At 48.0% G+C, this 12,170-nt stretch carries 12 protein-coding genes; 9 read left to right on the forward strand and 3 right to left on the reverse strand.

What is annotated here, in order from left to right:
- Positions 1-55 precede the first annotated feature (55 nt).
- A complete protein-coding gene (gene brnQ, locus BW931_RS08610; protein ID WP_076571587.1) occupies positions 56-1,393 on the reverse strand; it encodes a branched-chain amino acid transport system II carrier protein in 1,338 nt (445 codons plus the stop codon).
- A 310-nt stretch (positions 1,394-1,703) separates the two neighbouring features.
- Between brnQ and BW931_RS08615 the strand changes: the two genes are divergently transcribed.
- The gene (locus tag BW931_RS08615; protein ID WP_084193892.1) at positions 1,704-3,563 is read left to right on the forward strand and encodes a cation:proton antiporter; all 1,860 of its coding nucleotides are present in this window, start codon (positions 1,704-1,706) and stop codon (positions 3,561-3,563) included.
- 10 nt (positions 3,564-3,573) lie between these two features.
- On the opposite strand, the gene BW931_RS13635 is transcribed toward BW931_RS08615, so the two are convergent.
- The gene (locus tag BW931_RS13635; RefSeq protein WP_176765432.1) at positions 3,574-3,750 is read right to left on the reverse strand and encodes an SE1832 family protein; all 177 of its coding nucleotides are present in this window, start codon (positions 3,748-3,750) and stop codon (positions 3,574-3,576) included.
- A 310-nt stretch (positions 3,751-4,060) separates the two neighbouring features.
- On the opposite strand from BW931_RS13635, the gene BW931_RS08620 reads away from it, so the two are divergent.
- The 3 genes from BW931_RS08620 to BW931_RS08630 all read left to right on the forward strand — a co-directional run bounded on the left by BW931_RS08620 (position 4,061) and on the right by BW931_RS08630 (position 7,065).
- On the forward strand, positions 4,061-4,618 hold the full coding sequence (locus tag BW931_RS08620) for a TRAP transporter small permease (RefSeq protein WP_076571589.1): 558 nt from the start codon (positions 4,061-4,063) through the stop codon (positions 4,616-4,618).
- A 30-nt stretch (positions 4,619-4,648) separates the two neighbouring features.
- Positions 4,649-5,914 (forward strand): TRAP transporter large permease, encoded by a 1,266-nt coding sequence (locus tag BW931_RS08625; protein ID WP_076571591.1) that lies wholly within the window; start codon positions 4,649-4,651, stop codon positions 5,912-5,914.
- Between the two features lie 74 nt (positions 5,915-5,988).
- Positions 5,989-7,065 carry a DctP family TRAP transporter solute-binding subunit gene (locus tag BW931_RS08630; protein ID WP_076571593.1) on the forward strand — a complete coding sequence of 359 codons (1,077 nt, stop codon included), beginning with the start codon at positions 5,989-5,991 and terminating at the stop codon, positions 7,063-7,065.
- Between the two features lie 80 nt (positions 7,066-7,145).
- Here BW931_RS08630 and BW931_RS08635 read toward each other — a convergent pair whose 3' ends face one another.
- Entirely contained in the window at positions 7,146-8,216 is a 1,071-nt protein-coding gene (locus BW931_RS08635) for an AI-2E family transporter (protein ID WP_076571595.1), read from the reverse strand.
- Between the two features lie 364 nt (positions 8,217-8,580).
- Between BW931_RS08635 and BW931_RS08640 the strand changes: the two genes are divergently transcribed.
- The 5 genes from BW931_RS08640 (at position 8,581) to BW931_RS08660 (ending at position 12,153) form a co-directional block, all read left to right on the forward strand.
- On the forward strand, positions 8,581-9,363 hold the full coding sequence (locus tag BW931_RS08640) for a TerC family protein (protein ID WP_076571596.1): 783 nt from the start codon (positions 8,581-8,583) through the stop codon (positions 9,361-9,363).
- 14 nt (positions 9,364-9,377) lie between these two features.
- Positions 9,378-9,569, forward strand: a complete 192-nt coding sequence (locus tag BW931_RS08645; RefSeq protein ID WP_076571598.1) for an SE1561 family protein — start codon at positions 9,378-9,380, stop codon at positions 9,567-9,569.
- Positions 9,569-10,018 (forward strand): OsmC family protein, encoded by a 450-nt coding sequence (locus BW931_RS08650; RefSeq protein WP_076571600.1) that lies wholly within the window; start codon positions 9,569-9,571, stop codon positions 10,016-10,018. The genes BW931_RS08645 and BW931_RS08650 overlap by 1 nt, the downstream gene beginning before the upstream one ends.
- Positions 10,019-10,156: 138 nt before the next feature.
- A complete protein-coding gene (locus BW931_RS08655) occupies positions 10,157-11,440 on the forward strand; it encodes a nucleotide sugar dehydrogenase (protein WP_076571602.1) in 1,284 nt (427 codons plus the stop codon).
- A complete protein-coding gene (locus BW931_RS08660; RefSeq protein ID WP_076571604.1) occupies positions 11,437-12,153 on the forward strand; it encodes a WecB/TagA/CpsF family glycosyltransferase in 717 nt (238 codons plus the stop codon). The genes BW931_RS08655 and BW931_RS08660 overlap by 4 nt, the downstream gene beginning before the upstream one ends.
- Positions 12,154-12,170 lie beyond the last annotated feature (17 nt).

Consider the following 12,170-nt stretch of genomic DNA (forward strand, 5'->3'; position numbering starts at 1 on the left):
TGCAAAAAAAGAGTTCCGCCGAAAATGGCAGGAACTCTTTTTTGCATCTCTCCCATCATTTACTTCGGGATAATGCGTATTTCTCTCTTCTTCGTTTTGAAGAGGATGGCATCAGCACGTGTATGATCGCTCCGAGTACGCCCCCTGCGAAAGCGGGGAGGACCCAGGCGAGCCCGATCGTTACGAACGGCAACATTTCTACGAAGGCTGTCAGTGGTTCTATGCTGATCTCCAGCACCTGAAGCCCTTCATAAAGACTGATTATTGCGGTAAAAGCGACTGCTCCCCGATAGACGTAGCGCGAGTGCCGGAAATACTTGCCGATAAACGCAAGAATAACGAGAACGATAGTGATGGGATAAAGAAATGTCAGTACCGGTACCGAATACTTGATGATCTGGTTCAGTCCGAGATTTGTAATTCCGAGGCTGAGGATGGTCACGACGGTAATGACCTGTAGATAAGTAAGCTTCGGGATACGCTTCGAAAAGTACTGCCCGCAGGTTACGGTGAGACCTACACAAGTCGTAAAACAGGCGAGCGTTACAAGGAGCCCCAATATAATGGTTCCTGTAGATCCGAACATCGTTTCGGCGGCACTGGACAGGAGAAGACTTCCGCTGGCGAAATCTCCGGATGGGGCCATTTTCACTCCTACCCAGCCGATCGCAGCGTAAACGAGGCTGAGGCCGATGGCAGTGACAGCGCCTGCTTTAATCGTCTGTCTGGTAAGTTGTTTTTGGTCAGTGACTCCCTGCTGCTGGATGGAAGTGATGACGATGATTCCGAACGCAAGCCCGGCGATAGCATCCATCGTCAGGTAACCTTCGACGAAACCGCTGAAAAAGGGAGTGGTCCCGTATTTTTCTCCCGGGGCGACGGAACCGGAAGAAGGAAGAAACAGGGCTCCTGCCGCCAGGGCTGCGATAGACAGGAAAAGAAGCGGAGTGAGCCACCGTCCGATTATATCGACGAGTTTCGAAGGGTTCCGGCTTATGAGAAAGACGATGGTGAAAAAGATGAGAGAAAACACAAAGAGAATGGGGGAACTTAAGCCTCCGGTTAATGGAGCCATTCCCATCTCATAGGCGACGTTGGCCGCTCTCGGGATACCGAAAAAGGGACCGATCGCGAGATAAATGAGTGAAACAAAAGCAATAGCAAAAGCCGGGTGCACTCTTCCGGCAATCTCCGTAGCCCCATTTTTGGAAAGGGAAAGAGCTATTACAGCCGTAATAGGGAGCCCTACCCCTGTAAGGATGAAACCTATGATAGCCGGAAGATAGTTCTCTCCGGCCCCCATGCCGAGGGAAGCCGGGTAAATGAGGTTACCCGCTCCGAAAAACATGGCGAACAACATAAATCCTACTGCTATAGTTCTTGAGTTTTTCAACCGATGCGCCTCCAATGTATCAGGCAGCTTCTTAATAGGAAGTATGCCTTTTAAAAAATATTAATTTTTAGAAAATAAAATTAAATCAAAACCGAACTTTATGTTATCAACCTCCAAATGCTATGTCAATCTATTTAATGTCAAAGCTCAGGATCCCGGCGAGTTAATAATGAAAAGGTTTACATTCTGAAACGCTCCTACAGAGGGATTCACGGCGTCTGTATTTGTTTACACGGGAAGAAGTTACATATAGAATAAAGCTATGCTTTTTTGAGAAAAGACTCTTTTCTAAAATGAGGAGATTACCTATATGATCATAGATTCATTATTGTTACAAATAACGCTCATTGGTCTGCTGGGAGTAGGCTCTCAGTGGATCGCCTGGAGATACAGGCTTCCTGCCATCGTAGTGATGTCCCTGGCCGGACTCATGGCAGGTCCCGTACTCGGTCTGATGAACCCTTCCGAAAGTTACGGTGATCTGTACTCTCCGGTAATCAGTCTCGCCGTTGCCATTATCCTGTTCGAAGGCAGTCTGAACCTTGATTTTAAAGAGGTGAGAGGGCTCGGGAGACCGGTGTTCCGGATCGTCACCCTGGGCGCCTTTATCGCCTGGATTCTCGGGTCTCTCGCCGCTCACTACATTGCCGGTCTGAGTATCGCAGTGTCTTTCGTTATCGGCGGACTTCTGATTGTGACGGGACCGACCGTTATTCTGCCGCTGCTCCGTCAGGCCAAACTTAAACCGAGGCCTGCCAAAATATTGAAGTGGGAAGGGATTATCGTAGATCCTATCGGAGCTCTCCTTGCTGTATTCACTTTCGAAATCATCGTCTTTCTCATGGGAGATCCGCTCGCACCTTCTGCTCTGGTCACTTTCTTTCTTGCGGCAGTCTTTGCGGTAGGAATAGGATACGGCCTCGGCAGGGGAGTCGGATATATGTTCGAAAACGGCTACGTGCCGGAATTTCTGAAATCGGCTTTCGTATTCGGAGCTGTAATCGTCTGTTTTACGGCAGCCGATGAAATTATGCACGAGACGGGTCTTTTATCAGTGACGGCTATGGGGATGACGCTTGCGAATATGAGAATTTCCTCGATAAATGACATGAGGCACTTTAAGGAGAATATGTCCCTGCTCCTGATTTCGGCGATTTTCGTTATGCTGACGGCCTCGTTGCCGAGAGAAACACTCGTGGAAATATTTCAGCCCGAAATCATCGCTTTCGTACTGATTATGCTTTTTGTCGTACGGCCCCTTTCTATATTCATTTCGACTATCGGCACGGATCTCAACAACTCGGAGAAATTACTCGTAGGATGGATTGCTCCTCGCGGGATAGTAGCTCTTACTGTAGCGAGTTATTTCGCCGGCGCGCTTTCCGATGCCGGATTCGAGGATGCGGAGATACTCGTTTCCCTGACGTTTGCCCTGGTGTTCACCACGGTCGTGGCTCACGGGTTCTCGATGAGATGGCTTTCGAAAAAGCTCGATCTTTCGCAGGAAGGTCCGCCGGGAGTGCTGATCGTCGGCGGGAATCCCTTCACGACTAAGCTTGCCTCTACTCTTAAGAGTCTCGACGTACCGGTCGTAGTAGTCGATTCTTCCTGGAGAAAACTTACGAGAGCTAGATCCGAAGGAGTGAAAACGTTCCACGGGGAAATGCTCAGTGAGCAGACCGACTATTCCATTGATATGACTCCGTACGACTATCTCGTAACTGCGACGGAAATGGATTCTTATAACGCTCTCATATGTACTACGTTCGTGCCGGAATTTGGGAGAAACAACACGTTTCAGCTGAACCTGAGTGACCAGCGGGGAGATAATCTCGAGGGACTCAACCACACCATCAGCGGGCGGATTCTGTTCAGAAAAGATGTAACGTGGGAGCCTTTGAATGATATGGTGGAGAACGGGTATGTTTTAAGAAAAACGACCATAACGGAGAAATATACGTACAGCGATTATTTGAATAATCTCGATGATCAGGCAGTTCAGTTATTCGTGAAGAAGAAAGCGACAGGAATGCTTTATTTCTTTACGGAATACGGAGAGCTGGCTCCGGAGACTGGGGATATCGTAGTTTCCCTTACCCCTCCGAGTAAAGAATTCGAGAAAATTCAGGAAAAACTGGAGACGAAACGAAAAAATAAGCAGCAGGGCTGAACCCGGCTGCTTATTTTTGACGTAATTCTTTCTTCAGCTCGGAAAGTTCACTTTCAATCTTTTCGAGCTGCGCTTCGGCACGTTCCACATTTCCCCCGTTCGCTTCCAATTTGTCCATATCTCCCTGGACACGGATATAGTCGGATTTCAGTTCGGCAATACGGGCTTCAATCTCCTGTTTAGACATATGTATGTACTCCTTCTTTTAATGGTATGGTATAATTCATTATATAAAATGCACAGAAAAGATGCAAAACCATGACTTTCCTCCCAAGTGTTTACGTGTAAGATTAATTGACTGAATTTTAGAAAAATGTAAAATCCTTCTGCTTTTCTTATTATATTTATGATATTCTTTATATAACACAGGAAAAGCCGCTCTAAAGAGAGGAGAAGGGGGTATTTGCAAAATAAGCAGGTTTGTAGGGACTTTCAGCCTTATGTAAAATAAATGATGTCCAAATTACCTGCGTATAACCGAGGGGGTATAGCATAACTTGAAACTGTTTCGAGCTTTAGATCGAGGAATTTTAAAACTGGAAGAATTCATCCTGAGCTATGCCATCATTCTGATTGCACTGATGGTGATCAGCAAGCCGATTACCCGGACGCTGCTCGGCTATACGCTTCCATTTGCGGATGAGGTCAGCCAGATATCAGTGACCGTCGCTACGTTCATGGGAATCAGCTACGCAGCCCGAAAAGGAAGGCATATCAGTATGTCCGCTTTTTACGATCTCTCTCCGTTTAAGGTGAGAAAAGTCTTATCTATATTCATCCCGGCTTTGACGGCTGTCATTTTATTCGTACTGGCCTATTACTCCACGCTCTATGTTCTGGATATTAAAGACTCCGGCCGTGTCACAGCAGCTCTGCAGATGCCGATGTACATCCTCTATATGTTTATCCCGATAGGATTTTCCCTGGGGGGCGTGCAGTTCCTGCGTAACATGTGGGTGAACATCAGGGACAAAGAAAATGTATACATCGGTACGGAAGCCCTGGACTATAATGACATGGAAGATGAGAAAGTGGAAGAAACCGGACACTTATAGTAACTACTTCGAACAAGAGAGGATAACAATATGCTGGCGACAATGTTAACAATTATGGTCATTCTATTATTGCTGAACTTTCCGATGCTGGTTCCTTTAATGGTTGCTCCTCTAATTGTCATTTTTATCTATTTTCCGAATTTAGACCCGGTAATCATGATGCAGCAGTTCTCGACGGGGATCGAGGCTTACGTACTGCTGGCTGTTCCCCTCTTCATATTCGCAGCCGATATTATGACCACCGGAAAAACTTCGAACAGACTGCTTGATTTCATCGGTTCCTTCATCGGACATATCCGGGGAGGCTACGCCGTTACTACAGCTGCCGCCTGTACCCTTTTCGGCGCAATTTCCGGATCGACCCAGGCTACCGTCGTAGCCATCGGTACCCCGATGCGGGAGCGACTCCTCAAAATCGGTTATAAAGATCCGACCGCTATCGCACTTATCATCAATTCGAGCGACGTAGCTCTGCTCGTTCCTCCGAGTATCGGAATGATCATGTACGGACTTGTCTCCGGAACTTCAGTAGGAGACTTGTTCATCGCAGGTATCATCCCCGGCATCATCGTTTTTCTCGCTTTTACTATTTACAGCGTCATTTACGCTATCGTCAAAGACATACCGCTTGCAAACAAAGCAACGTGGAAAGAACGACTGCACATGACTAAAAAAGCTCTGCTGCCTATCGGATTCCCCGTAATCGTCATCGGAGGTATCTACTCCGGGCTGTTCAGCCCTACGGAAGCAGCAGGTGTTTCCGTGCTATATGCGTTCATACTGGAAGTACTTATATACAGATCTATTCATATTAAAAGACTGCCGAGTATCGCCCGCTCTACCGGTATCGTCACCTCAGCCGTGTTTGTACTCGTAGCAGGAGGTCAGGCATTTACCTGGGTCATATCGTTTGCGCGCATTCCGCAGATGATAACAGATGCCGTGCTCGGTCCAGAACCATCCGCGATATTCGTACTGCTGATGGTATCTCTGTTTTTCTTCGTCGGCTGTATGTTCGTCGATCCGATTGTGGTCATTCTTGTACTTACACCGATTTTCTACCCGGCGGCTATGGGGGCCGGAGTAGATCCGATCCACCTGGGTGTCGTTATCACTTTCCAGGCGGCGCTTGGCTCAGCCACTCCGCCGTTCGGCGTCGACATCTTCACTGCCAGCGCCGTTTTCAATAAACCTTATCTGGAAGTGATTAAAGGAACGCCGCCGTATATAGCGATTATGGTAGCAGTAGCATTTTTACTGATTTACTTCGAAGAGTTGTCACTTATGCTTTTATAAGCATATGAAAGTATACCAAAAAAACTGGGGAGGTTTTCACCATTATTAACAAAAAGAGTTTATTGACTGGGGTCATGGCTTTATCGTTGTCGGGATTTCTTGCTGCATGTGGCGGCGGTGGTGACGGAGAAAGTTCAGGAGACGGAGGAGAATCTTCAGGAGGCGGTTCAGAAACCTGGAGAATGGTGACGGAAGAAGTGGATGGCCAGGTACAGTACGAGTATGCGGAAGAATTCGGGAAACGTATCAATGAGAAAACCGATGGTCAAATCACGATAGAACCTTATGAATTCGGAGGTCTGGGTAATGAATCAGACCAGGTGGAACAGCTTGAAACAGGAGCTGTCGAGATGGCTGTCATGTCCCCGGGTTTCACAGGGAACATGGTAAAAGAAGGGCAGTTGTTCGCTCTGCATTTCCTGTTTCCTGACAGTGTGAAGAAAACCCAGGAAGTCCTGAACAAGAGTGAAGCTCTGAATAAAGACCTTCGTTCCAAATATGAAGAGCATGGTATCACTCCGCTCGCGTTCTGGACTGAAGGGGCGATGCAGTGGACTTTCAATAAAAAGGTCGAAAAACCTGCAGATTTTGAAGGGTTGAAAATGCGTACCCAGACATCTCCACTGATTCTGGAATCCTACAAAGCCTACGGCGCCGACCCGCAGTCGATGAGCTGGGGAGAGCTCTACACGGCGCTTGACCGCGGTACCGTTGAAGGTCAGGAGAACCCTATCTTTTTCATCGGAGATGCTTCGTTCCACGAAGTTCAGGATTACATGACTCTCTCTAATCACAACAACTATGTAGCGATGACTACCGTGAACTCCGACTGGTACGACGGTCTTGATGAAGAAATGCAGAAGACAATCGACGAGACTGTGCAGGAAATGCAGGAGTGGGTATATGAGGAACAGGAAGCCCAGAACGAGGAATGGCTGAAGACCATTAAAGAAGACGAAGAGAACGCTACGGAAGTTATAGAACTGACGGAAGAACAGCGTGAGGCGTTCCGCAAAGAAGCGATGGGCGTCCGTGACTTCTACAGAGAGGAAGTTTCCACGGTCGACGGGGAAATTCTCGATAAGCTGGAGAAAGAAATAAGTGAAATTTCCGGCGAAGAAACGGGTGACAGTTCCGGTTCTGAAGAATAATTCCTGTAACCAATTATATACAGAATAGAAGAAGCTGCCGGGCCTCGGCAGCTTCTTTTTCATATATTGCAGTTCAGTCACTAAACAGTGGGAGACTTCCATTCTTCGTATAAGTGCGCAACGGTAGCTTTTATGAGTGCGTACGTCGGTATGGCAAACAATAAACCGAGAAAACCTGCGAGACTTCCGGCAGCGAGTATGACAGTGATGATCGTAAGCGGATGGATATGCAGTGCTTTCCCCATTATATTCGGTGAAATGAGATTCCCTTCGACCTGCTGGGCGATTATCGTAATGATAGCTACCCAGATGACCATGATCGGATTCTGGAAGAGAGCGACGATCAGAGCCGGGATGACTGCGAGAAAAGGTCCGATGAAAGGGATGACGTTCATTATCATGGCGAACAGGGACAGCGTGAGTGAGTACTGCAGACCTATGGCCAGGTAGCCGATCAGAAGAAGTAAGCCCACAGCTACACTGACCGTAAGCTGACCGAGGATGAATGTGTAAAGTGTACGGTCGACGGAACGGGCCCATCGCACAAAGCTGTCTGCGAAAGAAGGACTCTTCTCTCTCATGTAACCGCTCAGAAACGGGAGCAGACGATGTCCGTCTTTCAGCATGAAAAAGAGGAAAAACGGCACAAGAATAAGTGAAAAAAGAAAGCTGACGACGTTCGTAAGTATGTTGAAGAAAGCCGCAGAGGCCTCCTGTATGTAGGACTCAAGGTTATCCGTGAAGTTCTGGATAGTATCCGTTACCCTCTCAGGAAGAATGTCCTGATTCTGCTGCCAGTAGCCGACTCCCTGTTCGACCGTCTGGACCATTTCCGGGATGTTGTTCATTAATTTCGTGTACTGCTGCTGGGCGATTGGTGCAATGAACTGAACGACCAGATAGCCGGCAGCGATAAAAAGAATGAAGACGAACAGGATAGCGGGGACTCTTGGCACTTTCACGCGTGTCAGCCATTCCACGAGCGGTCTTGAAATATAATAGAGAACGCCTCCGCCGATAAGCGGAAGGGCGATAGCGCTGATGTAGGTGAGAATCGGCTGGAAGAAAAATTGAATTTTATTCAGTAATAATATTAATAAGCAGATTGCTATCAGGGCGATAATTGTCTGGAACCATTTTTTTTGGAGCATTTCATATTCCGCCTTTCCTGAAATGATTTTAAGTGACGTGCCGGGAGAAATGCAGGGTTACAGCATCACATGAATACATTTTACTGGAAAGATGTAAGGAAAGAAATGTTTTGTTGGAGACTTTAATTGAAAGATGCTTTCAGAAGGGAGGTTTTTTACGCTCCAGCGTTGACTTCAAAGGGATAAATGGTATGATAAAAAAAGAAGGGGAGTAGCTGTTCGATAAAATCGTCAATACGAGAGAAATCTCCGGTTTTATCGGCAACGACCGTTGTTTGCGAGACCTTTGTCCGGGAAGGGCAGAGGTCTCTTTTTTATGCTCTGCTCTTTACCGGGAATCGATTAATAAGGAGAGCGGAATGTTATGGAAGCACAATTACTGATTGAATATGGCTGGGTACTGATTGTACTCGTAGGACTCGAGGGGATACTGGCGGCCGACAACGCGCTCGTGCTGGCAATCATGGTGAAACATCTGCCGCCCGAGAAAAGAAAGAAAGCTTTATTTTACGGCCTGGTCGGCGCGTTCATTCTTCGTTTTGCATCGCTGTTCGTCATTTCTTTTCTTGTGGACGTCTGGCAGGTGCAGGCTCTCGGCGCAGCCTATCTGTTATTTATTGCAGGAAAGAACCTTTATGATAAATGGAAAGCGAAAGGAAACGGGGAAGAGGAGGACGAAGAACCCGCGTACGATGAAACATCGAAAGGGAAAGGCTTCTGGATTACTGTAGTGAAAGTGGAGTTCGCCGATCTCGCCTTTGCGGTCGACTCCATCCTCGCCGCTGTCGCACTTGCCGTAACTCTTCCCGAAACGGAGCTCCCGACGGTCGGGAGTCTCGACGGAGGACAGTTCGCTGTTATCCTTGCAGGCGGGATGATCGGTATTATCATCATGAGATTCGCGGCCAACGTATTCGTCAGAATTCTGCATGACCGTCCCGGCCTTGAAATCGCAGCTTTTGTTATTGTAGGGTGGGTCGGTATAAAATTGGTCATATCCACTCTTGCCCATCCGAACATTCAGATTCTTAACGAAAGCTTTGCGCACTCGGCACTTTGGAAAATCACGTTTTATACCGTGCTCGTAGGTATTGCGGCAGCCGGCTGGTTTTTGTCCGGGAGAAAGAAAAGCGGGAATAGTCAGTAAGGAGAGGAAATAGAATGGGTAAAGCGCTCGAAGGTAAAGACGAACAGTTTTACTACATTAAAAACAGGGTGTCCATGCTGAACGACGTAGTCCAGTCCATGGACAGTCCTGTAGACGAAGAGGATCTCGAACAGGTGGAACTTATGATCCAAAGCCTCAATGGGAAAGTGCTCAGGTTTCAAAAAGACCGGAAGGAGGAACAATAATGACAAAGCATCATTTTCATATGAAATCGACGTGGCCCGGAGGCCGGGGGTCGGTCGGAACAATCGAAGCCGATAAGCTGAAGACGGAAATTTCCATTCCGGAAGAAATGGACGGACCGGGTCAGGGGACGAATCCTGACGAGATGCTGCTTGGAGCGGCATCTACGTGCTATATAATAACGTTAGCAGCTATGATGGAACGGGCTGAGCTTCCGGTTAAAGAAATGGATATGGACTCGGAAGGTGTTGTAAGCGTTACGAACGGTGTTATAACTTATGAAGAGATCATTCACCGTCCGAGAGTCGCCCTTGAAAAGGGGGCCTCCGAGTCTGAACTTGAAAAGCTGCGTAAGCTGGCCCACAAAGCGGAATCCTCCTGTATGATTTCAAGAGCGATTGCGGGGAACGTGAAACTTACGCTGGAGCCTGACCTTACGGTATCGAAATAACCGGGGGTCATAGTTTTACGATGTTTCCGGAATATCCGGGTGTTTCTTTGTCACAGGGGAAGAGGATAAGTACCGTAGTAAGTAATAATTGCTGTCAATGGTTACGAGGAGATAATAAGGAATCCGGAGGAGTGAATGATGAAAAACATATGTGTAGTGGGACTCGGTCACATCGGTCTCCCGATTTCGGGAGTGCTTGCCGAGGCCGGTATGAACGTACACGGAGTTGATATAGACGAAAAAGTGATCGATAATCTTCAGGGAGGCAGCATCCTTATCGAGGAGCCGGGTCTGGGGGATCTGGTCAGCGGCGTGGTCAGTTCCGGCCGTTTAACTGCAGGTGGAGAGCCCCAAGAGGCGGATGTATTCATCGTGGCTGTCCCGACTCCTGTTTATGATGATGAATCGGCGAATATCACTTACGTTGAACAGGCAGTGAAGAGCATCCTTCCGTATTTGAATAAAGGGAACGCAGTCATTGTCGAATCCACCGTCCCGCCGCGCACGATACAGGATAAAGTGGCTCCTGTGCTTGAAGAAGCCGGCTGGGACGTGGCTGCCAATGAAATATACCTGGCCCACTGTCCCGAGCGGGTGATTCCGGGGAGTGTCATGAAAGAGATAAAAGAAAACACGCTTATTATCGGCGGCTATACAAAAGAGGCGGCGGCAAAGGTAGCGGAAGTATATAAACTCTTTCTTGAAGGGGAAATTATAGAGACGACGGCGATTACTGCTGAGATGTCCAAGCTTATGGAAAATACGTACCGGGATGTAAATATAGCGCTGGCCAATGAGCTGGCCAAAATTTCGGCGGAGCTCGATGTCAACGCTCACGAAGTGATCCGCCTTGCCAACGTGCACCCGAGAGTGGAACTGCATGAACCCGGTCCCGGCGTCGGAGGGCACTGTATTCCGGTCGATCCTTATTTCGTTATAGAAAAAGCGAAAGATGTTTCGCCTCTGATGCAGACAGCGAGAGAAATCAATAACTCGATGCCTGAATTCGTCCTCTCCCAGATCGAAAAACTCACAAAGCACATATCCAACCCGAAAATAGCTGTTTTCGGACTCAGCTACAAAGGCGACGTGGACGATGTACGCGGAAGCCCGGCGATTGATGTCGTCTTTAAACTGGTGAACAATAAGAAGAACTATAAAGTCTTCTGTCACGACCCTTACGTCAGGGAAGACCAGGTTCCGCTGCGGATCCACCCTCTCGAGGAGTCTCTGGAAAAAGCAGACGTGGCCCTCGTGCTGGTCGATCACAGTGAATACAAAAAGATGGATACCTCTATCTTTGAAGACCGCATGAAGACCCCGGTCGTTCTCGATATGCGGAATTGCCTTCCGGAAGCGAAAGGCGATACGAGAATCTATCCGATCGGGGACCTGAGCGGACTGGAGGTTCTCGGAGAATGATGAAGGAAACTTTTTTGGGCGTCGACGTGGCGCCTGTCACCTATAAACGGGTGATCAGTGAAATATCAAGGAATATCGTTTCGGGGGAGCAGTCGACCATCGTCGCTGTCAATCCGGAGAAAGTAATGGAAGCCTGTAAGGACGAAAATGTGCGTGAGCTTATCAATTCCTCCACTTTACAGATTCCTGATGGAATAGGAATCGTATGGGCCTCCAAATGGAGAGGCGGGAAGATAAGTGAACGGGTGACCGGTATAGACATGATGAGTTACCTCCTGCACTTTGCCGAACAGAAAAACTTGCGCGTGTTTCTATACGGGGCGGAAGAAGATGTTGTATCAAAAGCGAGGGACAACATTGAAAAACACCATCCCGACATTACCGTGGCAGGATATGAAAACGGTTTTGACGGGGACGAAGACCAGGTAGTGCAGCAAATTCAGGATTGTCAGGCTGACGTTCTGTTTGTAGCACTCGGAAGTCCGAAGCAGGAGCTCTGGATTCGTCGCAACAAAGAAAAGCTCGGGGTGAAAGTATTTCAGGGCGTCGGAGGAAGTTTCGATGTGTGGGCCGGCAAAGAGAAGAAGGCTCCGAAACTGTACCGGGATTTGAATGTGGAATGGCTGTACCGGCTGGTTTCCGATCCGAAACGGATCAAACGCCAGCTCGCTTTGCCGAAATTCGCTTTTTGTGTCCTTACTAAAAGCCTCTAAAACAGGAAAAAGAAATC

Source organism: Salimicrobium salexigens (genome assembly GCF_900156705.1).
GTDB classification, from domain to species: Bacteria; Bacillota; Bacilli; order Bacillales; family Halobacillaceae; genus Salimicrobium; species Salimicrobium album.

Coding starts and splice junctions, on each gene's coding strand:
- BW931_RS08615 (WP_084193892.1), top strand. CDS start 1,704: ATGATCATAGATTCATTATTGTTACAAATAACGCTCATTGGTCTGCTG.
- BW931_RS13635 (WP_176765432.1), bottom strand. CDS start 3,750: ATGTCTAAACAGGAGATTGAAGCCCGTATTGCCGAACTGAAATCCGAC.
- BW931_RS08625 (WP_076571591.1), top strand. CDS start 4,649: ATGCTGGCGACAATGTTAACAATTATGGTCATTCTATTATTGCTGAAC.
- BW931_RS08630 (WP_076571593.1), top strand. CDS start 5,989: ATGGCTTTATCGTTGTCGGGATTTCTTGCTGCATGTGGCGGCGGTGGT.
- BW931_RS08635 (WP_076571595.1), bottom strand. CDS start 8,216: ATGCTCCAAAAAAAATGGTTCCAGACAATTATCGCCCTGATAGCAATC.
- BW931_RS08640 (WP_076571596.1), top strand. CDS start 8,581: ATGGAAGCACAATTACTGATTGAATATGGCTGGGTACTGATTGTACTC.
- BW931_RS08645 (WP_076571598.1), top strand. CDS start 9,378: ATGGGTAAAGCGCTCGAAGGTAAAGACGAACAGTTTTACTACATTAAA.
- BW931_RS08650 (WP_076571600.1), top strand. CDS start 9,569: ATGACAAAGCATCATTTTCATATGAAATCGACGTGGCCCGGAGGCCGG.
- BW931_RS08655 (WP_076571602.1), top strand. CDS start 10,157: ATGAAAAACATATGTGTAGTGGGACTCGGTCACATCGGTCTCCCGATT.
- BW931_RS08660 (WP_076571604.1), top strand. CDS start 11,437: ATGATGAAGGAAACTTTTTTGGGCGTCGACGTGGCGCCTGTCACCTAT.